The organism is Amphibacillus cookii, assembly GCF_016908375.1.
GTDB classification, from domain to species: Bacteria; Bacillota; Bacilli; order Bacillales; family Amphibacillaceae; genus Amphibacillus_C; species Amphibacillus_C cookii.
Genome location: NZ_JAFBDS010000004.1, coordinates 300,693 through 319,366, shown reverse-complemented (window position 1 = coordinate 319,366; position 18,674 = coordinate 300,693). Strand labels below are relative to the sequence as shown.

The following is an 18,674-nucleotide window of genomic DNA, read 5'->3' as shown; positions in this document are numbered from 1 at the left end:
AGGATCATCCGGTATTAGCTCCGGTTTCCCGGAGTTATCCCAGTCTTACAGGTAGGTTGCCCACGTGTTACTCACCCGTCCGCCGCTCATTCCACACGAGCTCACCCCGAAGGGATCAATCATGCTTCCTGCGCTCGACTTGCATGTATTAGGCACGCCGCCAGCGTTCGTCCTGAGCCAAGATCAAACTCTCATTAAAAGTTTGGTGTGTATAAATAGTCTCAACTATCTATCACCCTTTGCTCGTTTAAAGCACTAGCTTGCTTCTTACTTCTTTTCTTAACATACTGGTTGTTTTGTTCAGTTTTCAAAGATCAATTTGGTTGCCGTCTTTTCGCGACAACTTCTATATATTATCACAGGTAACTTGTAATAGTCAACATTTTTTTATTAATAAATTGAAAAAGAAAAACCATCATAAAATATCATGATAGCTAACTGATTCATGCATCACCATTAACACTTTGATATTACCCGTTAATATCAAATTTAAACAGAGATTGTCCTAAATAACAAAAAGATGTAGTGAACTCAATGCCACTACTCCAGGTAAACCTAAAAAGCCGACTGTTGTAGCCGTAAAAAAGTTAATTGGAATATGTAATCCAAATGAGCCACTTAAAATATTAAGAAAAAACAACATCAATGCCCCTATGACTATTTTAACAAACCCTGTTGACATCCACTTTAACGCCGGCAAATGGAATAGGGCCATTAATACTATACAAACGACTGCCACAATAATTATTTGTTGCATCTATACTAATCCCTCCTCTTTTTATTAATGTAGGACTAGTACAAAATATATGCTTGAAAATCAAAAAAAGAACGCCACCTTTAAAGGTGGCGTGCGTTAATATTGCGATACCTTGCTTCTCTTAACAAGAAAAAGTATTTCGCTTGAGCAACCATTAAATCATAACGACCAATTTCACTTGGCTCTACACTTTTTTCAATAATATTCTTTAATTTCATCCATTCCGATTGCAATTTAAAGATATCACGCAATAGTTGTTCTTCTCGTTCCTTTTGTTTTTTTCGTTTTCCAAATGCCATAAAGTCACTTCCTTTAAAGTTCACGTCTTCCTTCTAAAGCTTTCGAAAGTGTTACCTCATCCGCATATTCTAAGTCTCCACCCATTGGTAGTCCGTGAGCAATGCGTGTGATTTTAATCCCCGAAGGCTTTACTAAACGCGAAATATACATAGCAGTTGCTTCGCCTTCCACGTTTGGATTGGTTGCTAAAATAAGTTCGCTTACTTTCTCATCTTTCAACCGATTAAGTAAAGGAGGGACATTTATGTCTTCAGGTCCAATGCCATCCATTGGAGAAATCGCTCCATGTAAGACATGATAACGTCCATTAAATTCCCTCATCTTCTCCATTGCAATGACATCTTTAGGATCTTGAACCACACAAATGACAGAGTCATCACGCGTATGATCTCCACATATTGCACAAGGGTCTTGATCCGTAATATGACCACAAGTACTGCAATGTGTTAACTCTCGCTTCGCATTTACCAACGCCTTTGCAAAGTCCAATACATCGTCTTCTTTCATATTAAGTACAAAAAAAGCCAGACGAACCGCTGTTTTCGGTCCGATCCCTGGCAACTTAGTAAAGCTATCAATAAGCTTTGAAATCGGTTCTGGATAGTACACCTATTACCCCTCCTAGAACATGCCTCCAGGTAGATTCATACCTTGTGTGAATTTGCCCATCGTTTCGTTAGATGTTTCTTCTACCTTAGTTAAAACTTCATTAGTTGCTGCGATAATTAAATCTTGAAGCATTTCCACGTCATCCGGGTCAACGGCCTCTTCATTAATTTCTATGTCCAATATTTCCTTTTTACCATTAGCAGTTATCTTTACCATACCACCACCAGCAGTAGCTTCAAACGTCATTTCTTGCAGTTCCTCTTGAGCCTTTACCATATCTTTTTGCATTTTTTGCATTTGCTTCATCATTTTGTTCATATTTCCCATGTTTCCACGCATTTTGTTTCCTCCTTTAAGGATCATAAATCTCTTTTATTTATCATGAATTTCTAATAAATCATCACCAACAAGTTTACGGGCTTCAGTTATAATTTTATCTTCTTCAATTTCTTCTACATCTTGCTCCTGTTGATCTTGATTCTGTTGGCGTTGTTTTTCAATAAAATCTTGACGCACTTCTTGCCAATTCACTTCTGGAATTGGAATAATCAAAATAGTTTTACCGATTAACTCCAATAACAAAGATTCAATGGTCTGTTTATGGTCAAGAGCAAGCGAACAATGGATTTCATATTTAAACGCAATAATTAAGCTATCTTCTGAAGCTGCACTCGGCTTAGCGTCCTGTAAGGTTGCATGTGCTGGCGCGTTTTGCTGCTTTAACATTTGCATAAACGTTGCCCATTGACTATGAATTTGTTTTAAGTGAGCTTTTTCCGCCTGTTCTAACACTTGACGTATCCGTTCAAACGGTACTTTATAATGGTTTTTTGAAGGAACCACTCGCTTCTTAACAGTGGTGGTGTTTCCTTGTGTCACTTGATTTGTTGTTACCCCTTGTTGCTTAAGCTGAGTTAGCTCTTTTTCTAGTTTATCAAGCTTTTCCGTTAACTGCAAAAATTGCTCACGATGAGGACCCTCAGATTGAGTTTCATTTTTTTGTTCCGTTATTTTCAACAAAGTAATTTCAATAAAAACTTTCGGGCTATTGGTCCATTTCATGTCTTGTTGGCATTGGTTTAGCTCTCCAATTGTTTGTTGAATCCAAGTAGCTGAGAGTTGTGTGGCTACGGATTGAAAGTGCTCATCAACCAAAGCGCGTTCCATTGTATCCTCTAATGCTGGTACTGTCTGATAAAGCAAAAGATCACGTAAGATATAAATCAAATCATGAACAAGTCTTGCTGGGTCTTTTCCTTCTTGAATGAACTGATCAACTAATGTCAAAGCCAATCGAGCATCATTATTTTGAAGTGCTTCAACTAATCGCATTAAATTCGCTTGTGAAACCGAGCCAGTAATTGCTAAAACATCGTCAAGTTGCACCGTTTCCTGACTATAAGAAATGGCTTGATCTAATAAGCTCAAGGCATCACGCATTCCGCCTTCCGCTGCTAAAGCAATCGCATGATAAGCCTCATTTGATACATCGACTTCTTCTTTTTCCATAATCGATTGCATGCGTTGAACGATGGTTTGCTGCGTAATTCGCTTAAAATCAAAGCGTTGACATCTCGATATAATCGTCAACGGAATTTTATGCGGTTCTGTTGTCGCTAAAATGAAAACAACATGTTTTGGTGGCTCTTCTAACGTTTTTAATAACGCGTTGAATGCACCTATAGAAAGCATATGCACTTCGTCTATAATATAAACTTTATAAGTCACCGCACTAGGTGCATATTTTACTTTATCGCGAATATCTCGGATTTGTTCAACACCATTATTTGAAGCAGCATCGATTTCCATAACATCAGCAATCGCACCTGTTTGAATTCCTACACAAGCCTCACATGTTCCACAAGGCTCTTTGGTTGGAGCATGTTTACAATTAATTGTTTTAGCGAAAATTTTTGCTGCACTTGTCTTCCCTGTCCCTCGAGGTCCAGAAAACAAGTAAGCATGTGAAAACTTGTCCTGAACAATTGCATTTTGCAACGTTCGCGTTATATGTGATTGACCAACGACATCAATAAAGGTTTGTGGTCGCCAAACACGATAAAGGGCTTGATAGCTCATGATTTGCTTAATCCTTTCTTTTGGTCGGCATTCATCTCTATTATAACTGAAACAAGGGTTATTTGTGAATCTTTACTAACAAAGAATCTTTTTTAGGATAAGTATACAAAGATGCGATTATCAAAATCTACAAATATAACGAGCGGTTTCAAAAAAAAACGATCGTCTCCGATAATCCGCTAAGGGAGATATTAAAAGGAGTAAGCATACTAAAGATGCTAAAAGTTGCTATTTCGAGGTGGAAGAACGGGGCTTTATGTTATTCTTATAAGATTAAGTGCTGTTAATCCTTCTTTCACACTAAGAATTTGAATTAGTAAATAGACAACATTCTACTCAATTAGAAAAATCTTAGACTATAGAATGTTTTCATTAGATAAGCCCAAGCAGGAAATGCATCGAGTATACTATAGAAAACTACTCGACCATTTCCATTATAGCTTTACATGATGTTCTTTCAATCAAGCGTACTGGAATTTTGACAGACATCGATTGCTTCTCCTTTGCATTGATTTGCTCAATAAGTAGAGTTGCAGCCGTTTTACCAATAAGTGTCGTCTCTTGTCTAATCGTTGTTAACCCTGGCGTCATGTATCTTCCAATTTGTATATCATCAAAGCCAATGATAGAAAAGTCATCTGGCACCTTTAACCCGGCCTCCTGAATCGCAGCAATAGCTCCGATTGCCATTAAATCACCTGCTACATAAACAGCAGTTGGTAAATCCTTTAGTTTCAACATCTGTTCCATTGCTTTTTTTCCGCCTTCATATGTAAAAACACCCCCATCTATAAGGTATTCTTCAGGCACCGTCAGTTTATTTTTTTTCATTGCACTAATAAAACCCTCTAAGCGTTGTTCTCCAACAAATAATGTTTTACTACCATAAATATGAGCAATCTTCTTATGTCCCAATGAATACAAGTAGTCGACTGCTAATTCACTTCCAAGAAGATTATCACTATAGACGACATTTGCTCCTCTCATATCAAGATCGATGACAACAGAAGGAATATCTGATTCCATCAATCTGTCCATATCAGGAGAATTTAACGTAGAGCAGACCACAACAACACCGTCAACACCACGGTAACGGAAGTGATCGACATATGTTTTGGGTTCATTTCCGATATTATTCGATGCAAAAAGAAGATCATAGCCCTCCTTTTCAGCACTTTTTTTAAAGCTTTCAATAACAGCATTAAAGAAAGGGTGTTCAATACCAATACCTGAATCTTCAACAAAAACGACACCAATGGTCCAAGACCTTTTCGTCGAAAGTGTTCTAGCGCTTGAACTTGGAAAGTAGCCTAATTCATCCACGGCTTCATTAATTATTTTTTTTGCTTTATCTCCAACATCAGAATAATGATTGAGCACCTTGGAAACCGTACTTATAGAATAGCCCGTTTTCTTAGCGATGTCATAAATCGTAACCATAGCTTATTTCCCTTCCTTGCATCATAATAATGTTTTTTCTTTAATTAGACTGCATTAAACTTTCTGAATATCGAATAATTTAGGCTCATCAAAACATATGCAAAAACACTAATCCCTATCGCAATAAATACTCTCGGGTAATTTACAGCAACAAGTACATACGCAAAAAGCCACAGCAACTGCAATAAAGACAACAATGGTTTTGCAAAAACAAGCCCTATCGCTGATTTAAAATAGCGAATCGTCTTTTTATGTTCGAAGTGCGCCATAACGGAGAAGATGTTTAAAAAGCTTAACACAACAACCATTGCAATGCTAAAGATAATAAGGTAGATATATATATGAACTGAACTAGCATAAAAATAAGATACAAAAGAAACATTCACATAAATAATATAAAACAAAATAAGAAATAATACACCTAAAAGATTAGATGAAATAAACTCTGCTTTATAATAAGCTAGATAAGATCGGAACAACGGCAAATCGTCCGCTCCTTTTAACCATTCCCGAATCCAGCGAAATAAAGCCACTGTTGCAGGCATAAACCCAAACACACCTAACCCAGCAAGAAAAAAAACAATCCACAAAATATTTAACACGATGAAGCGATAGGCCATATCAGCGATCTTATAAATCATCCTGTTCATCATCATCACCTCATATATTATAAGTGGAGAAAATATAGGTGATTACTAAAAATTAGAAATCACCTGAAAAAGCATATTTCCTCGCACCCACTCATTTATCTTCAACTTATTTAACTGCTCCTTCAGACAAGCTCTGAATAAACAAACGATTAAACATTAAAAACACAAAAATCAAAGGTACAGTTGCCCAAAACGTCCCTGACATAATCATACCATAATCCATCTGTCTCGCGTCATTTAGTGCACGTAATGCAACTTGTAACGTGTGTACAGCTGGATCTCTCAATACGACAAGTGGCCATAAGAAATCATTCCACACATGCATGAAAACAATAATGCCGAGCGTGGCAAAAGCAGGAAGGATCATTGGTACAACAACATTCCAGTATATTCGAAAATTTGAGCATCCATCAATTTTGGCGGCTTCAACAATTTCATAGGGTACACCCTCTGCAATGTATTGCCTCATCCAAAAAATACCGAAAGCGTTAATTAGTCCTGGAACAATAATCGCCTTAAAATCATTTAACCAACCTAGTGCTGTAATAATATAATACTGTGGAATTAACCCGAGTTGGGGAGGAACCATCATTGTCACTAAAATCATTACGAAAAATACTTTCTTTCCTTTAAAAGGCAATTTAGCAAATGCATAGCCTGCTAATGAACAAAGAAATAAAGTTCCAAGCGTAACTGTTGTAGCAACATACAAAGAATTCCCCATCGCTCCAAAGAAGTCAATGTTTTCTGTGACCTTTTGAAAGTTTTCAACCAAATGAGTTCCCGGCGTAAACGGTGGTGGTACAGAGTTAATTTCCCGATTCAAACGTGTCGCCATGACAAACATGTAATAAAAAGGAAACAAAGAAACTAATGCTCCACCTACTAAAACGAAATAAACAAAAAATTTCTTAACAGAGAATTTTCCTTCTCCTACTTCTTTTGTTGACATATCCATCCCTCCTAACTAACTTTTCTTTTTGAGCGACCGATCAGGTTAGATAGCGCTAAATTAATTGCAGTTAAGGTAATAATAATGACAAATAACACGATTGCTGCCGCAGATGCCGTTCCGAATGTATTATATACGAATGCATCTCTCCATAAATACGCAACGACCGTAATACCTTCTTCTCTCAAGCCACGCCCCAAGAAAATCAACGGCTCTGTAAATAGTTGCAAGCTTCCAATTGTTGATGTAAATACAACAAACATAACAATAGGTTTTAACATCGGGAGCGTAATTAGACGCAGTTGCTGTCCAATAGTTGCTCCATCAATTTTTGCTGCTTCATACAATTCTTTCGAAATGCTCTGCATGCCAGCTAAGAAAATAATGGTATTGTATCCGACCCAACGCCAAAATACCATTGTTGCAATGGCAAACTTAACCGGCCAGTACTCCGCACTCCAACGAATTGGACCTGCATCAAAAAAACTGAGAATGTAATTAGCAAAACCGAAAGGCTGGTTATTAAAAACAAGCCCAAAGATAATCGCCACAGCAACTATTGACGTAATATACGGTAAAAAAATCAGTGTTCTAAACGTATTACGAAAGCGGATAAGTGCTGAATTTAAGGCAAATGCAATTAAAATGGATACAATGATTTGTGGTAGCGTTCCTAACAACCCAATAATAAACGTATTTTTTATCGAAGAGTAAAAAATCGGATCAGAAAAAATAAATCTAAAGTTGTTCAAACCATTAAAGGTCATTGGGTCTAAACCATCCCAACGAAAAAACGATAAGTAAAAACTAAATATCATCGGGAATAACCCAAAAATAGCAAATAAAATAAAAAATGGAGAGATAAAGAGATATGCCGCTATCGTCGTACGCTTTGTTTCAGTAAGCTGATTAGCTTTTTTCGTCATCTTCAACTTTGCTACCCCCTTGCAAAAAGTAATATACTGCTTCCCTAGAACTTGATCTATTCGAATGGGGAGAAAATAGCTCTCACCTAGAAATCCGATAATAACGAGCGTGTCCCAAAAGGACTATTTTGAACCTTTCAGGACACACTTAGAAATCAATAATTAACGCTGCAAAATGCGTTCAATTCGTTGTAAAGCAGCTTCCCATTCTTCATCTCGATCATCACCAGCAGATATATTATCAATTGCTTGCTTTAATTCTTCATCTACTGGATAGTATAAACGCCCTTTGTATACAGGAATAACTTGTTGAGCAGCTTCCGAAAACACTTGCGCTGTCGCAATTCCACCAAAATAATCATCTTCATAGTCCATAAATTCTGACATCTCATATACCTGAGGTGATGATGGGAACAGTCCATAGTCTAAAAATGCTTTTAATTGTTGTTCTGGTGCCGTTAACCACTCGATAAATTGGTAAGCTTCTTCTGCATGTTCACTTTCTGAAGGAACAGTTAAGTAAGAGCCACCCCAGTTTCCCGCACCTTCAGGCATTGTTGTAATCGACCAAACGCCTTCTTCTGGGCTATTATCTTTAATTTGACCTTGCATCCAAGCCGGAGCTAACATTGTTGCGTATGTTCCATCTTCCATACCAGCGAACCATTCTGGTGTCCAAAGCGGAATATCTCCAACTAATCCTTCATCAAATAAGTTGGCCACGTAGTCATATGCCTCTCTAATTTGGGGGTGATCATCGATAATTAATTCATCGTCTTCATTAAAATACTGTTGTGTCGCTTGGTCACGTCGCGCATTGAATACAAGTTCTCCAGCATCTGCCATTAGTTTTCCTGTCTCATCATAAATTTGATGAGCAACCGATTCAAAATCTTCCCACGTACTTACTAACTCGGAAACTGCTTCTGGTGAAGAATCAAAACCTGCTTCCTCGAAGACATCGGTGCGATAAAACATGACTGTCGGTCCGATGTCTGTTGGTAATCCAAATAGAAAACTACCATCTGCGCTTTCACCATTTTGGAAAACCCAATCAAGATAATTATCGACTACTGATTCAGCACCTAAATCATATAGATTGTTAAAGGCATCCTCTGCATTGCGATAACGTTCAATCTGAGCCTCTTCAACCATTGCGATATCTGGTGCACCACTGCCAGTAGATACCGATGTAAATAAATTATCATGTACGTCATTCATGTCACTGTTTTGAAGGTTGATAGAGATATGCGGATTGTCAGCGACGTACTCCTCAATTAACTTATCGTATCCTGTATTACCAAATTCCCAAAACACTAACTCAACATCACCATCACCAATTGTTTCTGATGTTGTTTCTGGATCCTCTGCACCTTCTTCTGATGCATCATTTCCATTCCCACCATTACATGCAGCTAAGAATAAAATTGCTAAAGCCATAAGTGCCGTTAATTTCAAAAGTTTTGACATTTTTCTTTCCCCCTTGGAAAATTTAATTTGGTTAACCTATCAAACAAACGATAAACTCGCCTTCATCCGCTACTCTATCACCTCCTTAAAAGCTCTGCCAACTTAAAAGTAAGCGCTTTCTAAACAATGGAATAATGACTGACCTACCACCAATACATGGTGTCAAAACCATCGTTCTCGAGGTTACTTCATGGTTAGAAGAACCTCTAAAATCAATAGCTTGGTTATTTAACTTCAAAGAAATTACTGTTAATGATTTGTTTGTACCAATAGAAACTATCTTTTTTAATACGCTCTAACGTTTGGTAATCAACATAAACAATACCAAAACGCATCGTATATCCTTCTGCCCATTCAAAATTATCAAACAACGACCAAGTTAAATACCCTTTAATGTTAACCCCTGTTTTTATCGCGCGATGGAGTGAGATCAAATGTTGCTGTAAATAATCAATTCGTTTATTGTCCCTTATTTTTCTGCCTTTTGGCTCATCATTATAACATGAACCATTTTCTGTAATATAGATGGGCACACTGCCGTATGTTTTATTAATATGTGTTAATGCATTATAAAATCCTTCAGGATATATATTCCAACCAATGTCTGTTTTTTGATATCCCGTATCGACACGCTCATGATCAAATAACCCTTCATTCTCTTTATAACGCGCCACACCGCCAGTGTAGTAATTAATGCCCAAGAAATCAATCGGTTGACTAATGATCTCCATATCACCTTCTTGCACATTTAATTGAACACCTTTTTTCTCGAACCAATCGACCAAAAAGGTTGGATAAGTCCCTTTAAATACGGGATCAAAAAACCAGTCAATAAAAAAACCGTTCGCTCGCTTACAAGCATCAATATCTTCTTGCTTATTGCTGTATGGTTCATTCCATTCTACATTTGGCGCATAACCGATTTGACCTTCAATACCAAGCTCACGAAAGCGCATAACTGTATTTCCATGTGCTACATGCAAATGATGGGCAACATCAACCCCTAATTGTAAATCTTTATCGCCTGGTGCGTGAACGCCCATAAAATGAGACAAAAACGAAACACACCATGGTTCATTAATGGTAATCCAATGCTTAATTTTCCCTTGAAATGCTTTAAATATGACTTCAGCATAGTTGACGAAAGCAACAATCGTCTCGCGGTTTGCCCAACCTCCATTGTCTTGTAGTGCTTGAGGGAGATCCCAATGATATAGTGTACACATGGGCTGGATACCTTTTTCAAGTAATTGGTCTACGAGCCGATGATAATAATCTAAACCCTCTTGATTAACTTCGCCTATCCCATTGGGGAAAATTCTTGGCCAGGCAATTGAAAATCGATAAAAATCCACACCTAAATCTTCCATAATTTCAACATCTTCTTTATAACGATGGTAACTATCACATGCGACATCACCATTATCCCCATTTACAACTTTTCCTGGTGTCTTAGAAAACGTGTCCCATATCGATACCCCTCTTCCACCTTCACTTGTAGCACCCTCAATTTGGTAAGAAGCGGTAGCGACTCCCCACTTCATATCTTTAGGAAATTGTATAACAGCCATAACGAAACCCCTTTCGTAAAAACGATAAAAAAATGAAGTTAATGTATATACTTTCAAGAATAAATGAAGAATCTTTTTCCAAAAACACTTTCATCAGTGAACTAATCTACTATAAAACAAATCTTCAGTGAGCAGTTTCGTTCTTCACTCACTGACTGTTAAATGAATCAGGAGGACATAAGCAACCGTTATCTGTGATAAATAAAAGAAAATCGATTCAATTTATAACTAAAATGAGATAAAAAACATTTTATTTCCTAGATAAAACAATTAATAAGTTAAGTTAATCTCTTTCAGAAAACGCTTTCGTTGATTATTATAAACGTTAACAATCAAAAAAGCAATAGATTTTTTACAAAAATCGAAAGCGCTTTATATTAAGGCTTACACTAGCTTTGTATTCGATAATTTAAAATAACGAAAGCAAAAGACCATGTTACGACTGGTATCTTTGATACCGTATGACACAATCTCTGAAAAATAACTGCTCTCAGCCTATCTTTACTTATAAGCACATGTTTTTTTATAATTAAAAAAACATTGCATGAGTAAGAAGCTTAGCATCAAAAAAACCCTTACCTAATGGCAAGAGATTTTTAACTTTTATATAACGCCGTGCACCCATCGTCGATAGCACAGCCCTAAGCGTTACATAAGTTCATGGCTCAATCCAGGCGTCCCTGCGGCACACGGGAAAAGACCGCTTACTGCTGCTTCCTTCCGGACCTGACAGGATTCACGGGATCTCGTTGCGCAGGACCCGAACGTCAACACCAATTCCTTATGGCAGACCTTATGACTCTACACCTCAGATGGGAATTCAGTCTCGCTACAGCGGATTGCGAGTACAGGACACCGCTACCTTCCCACCTAGCACGGCAAGATTCTATCCTTCTTGCATCGCATCCTGCGACGCATATACAAGTATAAAGTGTTTGACTGAAAAATGCAATGGTTAACCATTGTTATTTTTTCCCTTATAATCGACTAATGAAATAATATCGGCTTCTTGTTTTCGTGAACGTAATTGCTTAAAGAAATCTTTTAATAATTGACCACAAGCTTCTGCTAAAATGCCTCCTGTTACCTCTACTTGGTGATTAAAACGCTTGTCATCTAATAAATTGAGGATCGAGCCTGCACACCCTGCCTTTGAATCATAAGCACCAAAGACAACTCTTGGTATTCTAGCTTGTAGAATCGCTCCCGCACACATCGGACAAGGCTCAAGAGTGACATATAGAGTACAGTCTTCCAAACGCCAACTATTAACCACCTCATTCCCTTTATCAATCACAAGCATTTCAGCATGAGATGCTGTTGTTTGTAATGCTTCACGTAGATTAAAAGCTTTCGCCACTACTTCATCTTGATAAACCAATAGTGCACCGATAGGAACTTCTCCCAGTTGCGCAGCTTTAATTGCCTCTGCTAATGCTAATTCCATATAATCTTCATCTGTCATAAACTAGCCCCCTCTTAACAATGACTGTTCCTATTTAGTTTATCAAAATTTCATGTAGAAAAATACTAACTCATATCATTCACTCGCCCAACTTTCTTGCATATGCTAACAAGAGAATCAAGTAAGGAGGATTTAACGTGCAAATTTATGTTGTTAAACAAGGGGATTCGCTTTACGACATTGCCAATACATTTGGATCTTCTGTTGAAGATATTGTATCTGCAAACGAACTTGATCTGAATCAGCAACTTGTCATTGGTCAAGCCTTAGTTATTCCTATTGTTGGCGAATTTTACTTTGTGCAACCAGGGGACAGTCTCTATACCATTAGCCAGCAATATCAAATAAGCGTTACTGAACTTGCAAGGATTAATGCAATCGATCCAAATCAGCCGTTAGCTGTTGGCTTTCGCCTTTATATTCCTGAACAAGATAGAATGTTGATTGAATCCAATGCTTATGTCGAACCGATTGGTGATACTGTATCTGAAACGTTAATTAATGCTGCCGAAAAGCATGCGGATAAGTTGACTTATCTTGCACCTTTTAGTTATCAAGTCAATCGTGATGGAACACTAGCTCCACCACCACTTGCAAATTTACTTGAGATTGCCAACAGAAATGATGCAGCATTAATGCTTGTGGTAACAAATTTAGAGGAAGGCGCTTTTAGTGATGAGTTAGGAAGTTTAATCGTCAATGATCGTGCCATTCAAGAAACACTTTTAGATGAGATCGTAACCACCGCTCAATCTTTAGGCTACCGTGATGTCCACTTTGATTTTGAATTTCTTCCGCCTAATGACCGGGAAGCATATAATCAATTTTTACGTACGGCAAAATCACGTTTAAGTGAGGCAAACCTTTTAATGTCAACAGCTTTGGCTCCTAAGGTAAGTGCTGATCAAGAAGGGCCTTGGTATGAAGCGCATGATTATCAAGCGCATGGGGAAATTGTTGATTTTGTTGTATTAATGACCTATGAATGGGGCTATAGTGGTGGTCCACCTATGGCGGTGTCGCCAATTGATCAAGTCGAGCGTGTCGTAGATTATGCATTATCCGAGATGCCTGCTGAAAAGATCATGTTAGGACAGAATTTATATGGTTACGATTGGACATTACCCTTTGAACCAGGAGGCGAATTTGCTCGTGCAATAAGCCCTCAGCAAGCAATTGCGCTAGCAAGAGATAATAATCAAGCGATAAGCTATGATCCAACAGCACAAGCACCATATTTTCAATATTTTGATCAAGACGGTAGTGAACACGAAGTGTGGTTTGAAGATGCAAGATCTATTGAAGCTAAATTTAATTTAATAAAAGAAAAACGTTTGCGTGGTATTAGTTACTGGAAGCTTGGGCTAGCCTTTCCTCAAAATTGGATTTTATTAACCGATCGTTTTGATATAAAAAAATTCACGTAAACGAAGTATCAACCAAACTTTTAGACAACTTGAAGGTCGATAGGCTAGCAGAAGTGGTTTACTTCCACAGCCTATCAATCAAACTAAAATTTTATGAAAAGACCGAATGATAAATGAAAAAACGTTTATCATTCGGGTTTTCATTAATTTCTTATTGTTTCTCATCTCATTTTATTTTTTTAAAAGTTTTAACGATTCTCTATTAAATGCCTCTAAATCATCAGGCGTTCGACTCGTCACTAATTGACCCTGATCAACGACAACTTCTTGGTCAAGATAAATCGCCTTCGCGTACTCCATATCAACTTTTATTGAAGTATATCCTGTTGCTTTTCTTCCTTCAATTGCCTTTGCAGCAATTAAAAGTTGGGGACCATGACAAATAGCGAAAACTGGCTTTTTGTCATCCATGAATGCTTTAGCAAATGCAACAAAACGTTGATCTGCCCGTAAAATATCAGGTGAAAAACCACCCGGTATAAATAAGGCATCAAAATCTGCAGCCTTAACTTGGTCAATCCCTTTATCTACCTTAATTTGTGTCTGTTTTTGTTTTCCAATTACCGTCTCGCCTTGCTCATGGCCTATTGTGATAACCTTATGACCCTCTGCTTTCAAAGCATTTGCTGGTGACGCATATTCGACATCCTCAAATAAATCTGCGATAACGACTGCTACTTTCTTCATAACCAAAAATCCTCTCCTTAATTAATTGTTTAGTTTCCATTAAAACACTTAATTGTTAATTACCCATGTATAGAAGACATAAAACCATCCAGACTAAAACAGATGAAGGGGGAGGTCTAATGATGTTAAAAAAGAAAACGCAAACTAAAGAAATCTTAAATACTAAATTATTAATTAATCTCGATATTCTGAAAGAGCGGTTTTCTTTTGGGCTAAACAATGATTTTTCAATTCGATTAATAACAGCAAAATTCAACAAACATGAGCTTTGCTTAGCCTACTATGCTTCTCTCGTCAACAGCGATAAAATAGAACAAACGATTATCCAGCCCCTGCTTGAACAAGAAGGAGACTCACTCTTTGATGTTATCACTGCTGAAAGCATTACTAAAATAAAAGAATTAGAAGAACTTGACGACCATATTAACAATGGAAAAGTTGTTTTAATAATCGATGGTGAATCATTTGGTTACTCAATTGACGTTGCGCAATTTCAACATCGTGACATTAGCCAATCTGAAAACGAAAGTGTGGTTCGAGGACCTAAAGAATCATTTACTGAATCCTTACATGTCAACATTTCACTTATTCGTAAACAAATCCGCAATCGGGAATTAATTACTGAAGTACAGAAAGTCGGCAAACGTTCTAAACAAGATGTGCAACTTATGTATTTAAATAGCGTCGTAAATGATCAATTATTAGATGAAATCAGATCAAAATTAACGCAATTAGATGTTGACAACGTTCAAAACATTGAGCTTTTAGAGCAATTTATTGAAGAAAGACCTTATTCAATTTTCCCAACCATACTCTATACAGAGCGTCCAGACAATGCTGCCACTTATATTGATAAAGGACATGTGGTCTTACTTATGGACAGTTCTGCAGCCTGTTTAATCTTGCCCATTACATTTTGGGCATTCATTCATAATGTCGAAGACCGCTATTCCCGATTTTTATATGGTAACTTCACACGATTAATCCGATTTATTGCCCTATTCTTTACGTCGATGATCTCATCGCTCTATGTCGCTCTTTCTAATTTTCATAGCGAGATGATTCCCCCTGATTTACTGTTTGCTGTCACAGCAGCAAGGGAACGTGTGCCTTTTCCACTTATTATTGAAGTATTAATTATGGAAATAGCTTTTGAATTAATTCGTGAAGCGGGGATTCGAATTCCTAATCCATTAGGACCTACGATTGGGATTGTAGGGGCTCTAATATTGGGCCAAGCTGCTGTAGAAGCTAATATTATCAGTCCAATCATTGTCATTGTCTCAGCACTTTCGGGATTGACTTCTTTCGCTATTAGCGATCCCAGCTTTAATTTTACGGTTCGTATTACGCGCTTTATCTTTATCATCTCAGCTGGATTCTTTGGGATGTTTAGCTTAATGATTGCTTTTACACTATGGTTTATGTATGGTGCTTCATTAAAATCATTTGGTGTTCCCTATTTCGCCCCCCTTTCACCAACTTACAAATCAAATAGTGACACATATTTCAGAAAAGCAATAAAGAAAGAAAAATGGCGACCTGGCTACCTTTTACCGAAAGATTTACAATCTTCACGAACTTTTGAAAGGGGAAAAACAAAATGAAGGTCGACAGAAGACTTAGTTCTTTTGAGATGTTTACCTTAACCAGTATATTAATTGGGATAAAATTAACGGACACAACCCCATCTCTTTTTTCGCAAAAAGCGCAAAACGCCTTTTGGTACATTCCATTATTAGCGTTTATCTGCATTTTACCAGCATTTCTTGTTTTGTTGTACTTGCTTTATAAGCATAATGCCAAACACTTTGTTCACTTATTTGAGCTCCTCTTAGGGCAGGGTTTAGGTAAAAGTTTAGCTTTCATTATATTTATCTTAAGTTTTGTCATGATTGCATTAGATAGTCGTAACTATGTTGAACAAATAAAGATACTCTATTTTCAAAGATCGTCTATCCTAATTATTTTTGTGCTTTTCGGTAGTGTTTGTATTTTCGGAGCAATTCGAGGCATTGAAGTAGTGGGCTACACAACTAGAATTTTCTGGCCGTTCATTAGGATATCTTTCTTTATCCTTGCCGCTCTTATATTTGAAAGTGTCGTTTGGCAACGGATCTTTCCCATCTTCGGTGCGGGGGTTCCTGTTATTCTCGAAGAAGGGGTGTCAAAGGGATCATTGTTTCTAGATTTTTTTCTATTGACGATGGCATTTTCTGCCTTTAGAAAGCCGAGTCAGTTTATTAAAGGTGGTTTAATTGGACTAATTTTCTCTATTGCCGAAATCACCTTCTTCTTTTTCCTTTATACGACCGTTTTTGATTACAATTCAATTGAGAAAATCTCATTTCCTTTTCATGAAGTCACTCAATATGTTAATTTAGGTGATTTTTTTACGAACATCGAAACTTTTTTTATGGTTTTTTGGTTACTTGCAACTTTTCTAAGATTTATTTTACTCTTATACCTTATCACATGGCTATTCGGGGCTATATTTAATATCGATGAGTTTGAACTGTTACTCTTGCCAATGGGATTCTTCCTTATGGTAATCGGTTTACTTCCTGATAACGCAGTGGTAACAGAACTTATTTATCGCAACAAGCTTTTAAATATAATAACACCGGTTATTGCACTCGTTCCTTTCTTGTTGTTACTTATTCATTTTTTTAAACGAAAGAAGGATTTGACATGAAAACTATTAGCTTAAGTGGGTTACTCATCTTGTTCATTTTAATTGGCTGTGAAGATATGGTTGAAGTTGATCGACAATCTTATGTAATTGCTGTCGGTATAGACGTAACGGATCAGGATGGAATATACGCGTTTACTTATCAAATCGCTAATCCTGAAGCAGGCTCTACCCTGGCTGGAATAGGCGCAGAACAAATACCTGATGAAACCATTACAGTTTTCGGAACAGACATTATGACAGCGACAAATACAGCTAATTCGTTTGTTACAAAACAAATTATCTTGGATCAAACCCGTGTGCTAATCGTTTCAGAAGCGCTGGCACGATCCGATCAATTTTTGCGTATTATGCAATCAACAGCAAGAACAACTGAAATCAGACGGAGTATTCAAATTATTGTATCTAAAGAAAATGCTTCGGACTTTATTAACAATAACTCACCTGTATTGGAACAACGCCCACATAAATACTATCAGTATATGCTAAGTCGAGCAAAAGAAACTGGTATTATCCCTGATGCCGATCTCCATCGTTTTTTTCAAATTACGGAAGGGGATGCTGATTTATTTTTAGGCATTTATGCAACAACAACATACGACCCCAAAGAATTAGACGGTAGTGAAGATGAATTTGTCGCTGGACAAGTCCCCAAAGAAGGGGGAAACGTTACTCAATTTATGGGTTCAGCTGTTTTCAAGGAAGGGATTATGATTGATCGTTTAACAGGTGAAGAGACGAGAATTTGTAATATTCTCGATAAAACAATGAACATAAATGAGATGTTAGCCAATTATCCAGATCCATTGGCGCCAGAGTATCAAGTGGCGACTGATGTATTTCAAACAGATAACCCAAAGGTTAACCTAAACTATGACTCAGAAATGAACCATGCAACGATTGATGTAACGGTTCCATTTGAGGTAAAAATTTTAGCTATTCCTAGTCTTATTCATTACTCTCAAAATGAAGATTTCAAAAGGACGCTGAGAGATGCAATAGAGCAATATATCACCGATGCCACTGATGAACTGATTAAAAAAAGCCAAGAGGCCTATCGATCCGATCCCTTTTACTGGTCCATCTATATTCGTCGACACTTTAAAGACATACCTGCCTATGAAGAAGGTGATTGGCATAAAAATATTTATCCCAATGCTGATATCACCGTGAACTATCAGCTTAAACGACTACACTTTGGAAAAATGCTTGATGATACAAAACTAGATGAAGTGAGGGATTAAAATGCAAACGCCCCTCTTTTCGATTGCATGTTTGTATTTAACTTATTATTGCATAACCCTTAGCACCAAGCTGTTTAAAAAGAAAAACCGTTTAGGTGGAATCGCTGTTATTTGTTTAAATCTTTTTTTGATCATCGCTACAATCTTTCTTTATCTACTCCAGTAGCAAATGGTGCTAGCCATAAAACGAAACTTTGATCAGTGGTGCTTTTGTTCTCCATCCACTGATTATTAGTTTAGGGAACCAGGACATTAGCGGGATTTTACGGACGGTTATCTGTGATAAAATAAATTTCTATTGTTTTAGAAACTAAACCATGATCTTCGTTAAGACGGATGATACCTCATCGAGGTCGTTATCCGTCTTTTTTGCCTGTTTTTGTTTCATAATAGGGATATAGCATT

General features: G+C 37.2%; 17 protein-coding genes, 1 rRNA gene and 1 other RNA gene. 4 read left to right on the top strand and 15 right to left on the bottom strand.

The genetic code is table 11. The annotated features are described in order from the left end of the window. The 14 genes from JOE23_RS08100 to tadA form a co-directional block, all read right to left on the bottom strand. Positions 1–199, bottom strand: a 16S ribosomal RNA gene (locus tag JOE23_RS08100); the annotation flags it as partial. Between the two features lie 306 nt (positions 200–505). Next, positions 506–757: a pro-sigmaK processing inhibitor BofA family protein gene (locus tag JOE23_RS08095; RefSeq protein WP_204437399.1), complete on the bottom strand. Its 252-nt coding sequence runs from the start codon at positions 755–757 to the stop codon at positions 506–508. A gap of 80 nt (positions 758–837) precedes the next feature. Beyond that, positions 838–1,056: a YaaL family protein gene (locus tag JOE23_RS08090; RefSeq protein WP_239585322.1), complete on the bottom strand. Its 219-nt coding sequence runs from the start codon at positions 1,054–1,056 to the stop codon at positions 838–840. 13 nt (positions 1,057–1,069) lie between these two features. Then, on the bottom strand, positions 1,070–1,666 hold the full coding sequence (gene recR / locus JOE23_RS08085; protein ID WP_204437396.1) for a recombination mediator RecR: 597 nt from the start codon (positions 1,664–1,666) through the stop codon (positions 1,070–1,072). A 12-nt stretch (positions 1,667–1,678) separates the two neighbouring features. After that, complete coding sequence (locus JOE23_RS08080; protein WP_204437394.1) at positions 1,679–2,005, bottom strand: YbaB/EbfC family nucleoid-associated protein; 327 nt, start codon at positions 2,003–2,005, stop codon at positions 1,679–1,681. Between the two features lie 33 nt (positions 2,006–2,038). Continuing rightward, positions 2,039–3,745 carry a DNA polymerase III subunit gamma/tau gene (dnaX, locus tag JOE23_RS08075; protein ID WP_204437391.1) on the bottom strand — a complete coding sequence of 569 codons (1,707 nt, stop codon included), beginning with the start codon at positions 3,743–3,745 and terminating at the stop codon, positions 2,039–2,041. Between the two features lie 417 nt (positions 3,746–4,162). Further along, positions 4,163–5,185, bottom strand: a complete 1,023-nt coding sequence (locus tag JOE23_RS08070) for a LacI family DNA-binding transcriptional regulator (RefSeq protein WP_204437389.1) — start codon at positions 5,183–5,185, stop codon at positions 4,163–4,165. 44 nt (positions 5,186–5,229) lie between these two features. Continuing rightward, positions 5,230–5,835 carry a YesL family protein gene (locus tag JOE23_RS08065; protein WP_204437387.1) on the bottom strand — a complete coding sequence of 202 codons (606 nt, stop codon included), beginning with the start codon at positions 5,833–5,835 and terminating at the stop codon, positions 5,230–5,232. Positions 5,836–5,941: 106 nt separating this feature from the next. Then, a complete protein-coding gene (locus JOE23_RS08060) occupies positions 5,942–6,787 on the bottom strand; it encodes a carbohydrate ABC transporter permease (protein WP_204437384.1) in 846 nt (281 codons plus the stop codon). 11 nt (positions 6,788–6,798) lie between these two features. Then, positions 6,799–7,713 carry a carbohydrate ABC transporter permease gene (locus tag JOE23_RS08055; protein ID WP_420827537.1) on the bottom strand — a complete coding sequence of 305 codons (915 nt, stop codon included), beginning with the start codon at positions 7,711–7,713 and terminating at the stop codon, positions 6,799–6,801. Between the two features lie 162 nt (positions 7,714–7,875). After that, positions 7,876–9,183 (bottom strand): ABC transporter substrate-binding protein, encoded by a 1,308-nt coding sequence (locus JOE23_RS08050; protein ID WP_204437379.1) that lies wholly within the window; start codon positions 9,181–9,183, stop codon positions 7,876–7,878. 224 nt (positions 9,184–9,407) lie between these two features. Continuing rightward, a complete protein-coding gene (locus tag JOE23_RS08045) occupies positions 9,408–10,754 on the bottom strand; it encodes a GH1 family beta-glucosidase (protein WP_204437378.1) in 1,347 nt (448 codons plus the stop codon). Positions 10,755–11,367: 613 nt separating this feature from the next. Continuing rightward, an RNA gene (ffs, locus tag JOE23_RS08040) (signal recognition particle sRNA large type) lies at positions 11,368–11,633 on the bottom strand. Between the two features lie 76 nt (positions 11,634–11,709). Further along, entirely contained in the window at positions 11,710–12,219 is a 510-nt protein-coding gene (tadA, locus tag JOE23_RS08035) for a tRNA adenosine(34) deaminase TadA (RefSeq protein WP_204437377.1), read from the bottom strand. Between the two features lie 137 nt (positions 12,220–12,356). Between tadA and JOE23_RS08030 the strand changes: the two genes are divergently transcribed. Continuing rightward, positions 12,357–13,646, top strand: a complete 1,290-nt coding sequence (locus tag JOE23_RS08030) for a LysM peptidoglycan-binding domain-containing protein (protein ID WP_204437376.1) — start codon at positions 12,357–12,359, stop codon at positions 13,644–13,646. 171 nt (positions 13,647–13,817) lie between these two features. On the opposite strand, the gene JOE23_RS08025 is transcribed toward JOE23_RS08030, so the two are convergent. Then, positions 13,818–14,333: a type 1 glutamine amidotransferase domain-containing protein gene (locus JOE23_RS08025; protein WP_204437375.1), complete on the bottom strand. Its 516-nt coding sequence runs from the start codon at positions 14,331–14,333 to the stop codon at positions 13,818–13,820. Positions 14,334–14,455: 122 nt separating this feature from the next. Between JOE23_RS08025 and JOE23_RS08020 the strand changes: the two genes are divergently transcribed. From JOE23_RS08020 to JOE23_RS08010, 3 genes are read left to right on the top strand one after another with little or no spacing between them, the layout of a single operon-like run. Continuing rightward, on the top strand, positions 14,456–15,940 hold the full coding sequence (locus JOE23_RS08020) for a spore germination protein (RefSeq protein ID WP_239585321.1): 1,485 nt from the start codon (positions 14,456–14,458) through the stop codon (positions 15,938–15,940). Further along, positions 15,937–17,028, top strand: a complete 1,092-nt coding sequence (locus tag JOE23_RS08015) for a GerAB/ArcD/ProY family transporter (protein WP_204437372.1) — start codon at positions 15,937–15,939, stop codon at positions 17,026–17,028. The genes JOE23_RS08020 and JOE23_RS08015 overlap by 4 nt, the downstream gene beginning before the upstream one ends. Beyond that, positions 17,025–18,269, top strand: a complete 1,245-nt coding sequence (locus tag JOE23_RS08010) for a Ger(x)C family spore germination protein (RefSeq protein ID WP_204437370.1) — start codon at positions 17,025–17,027, stop codon at positions 18,267–18,269. The genes JOE23_RS08015 and JOE23_RS08010 overlap by 4 nt, the downstream gene beginning before the upstream one ends. Positions 18,270–18,674: the final 405 nt, after the last annotated feature.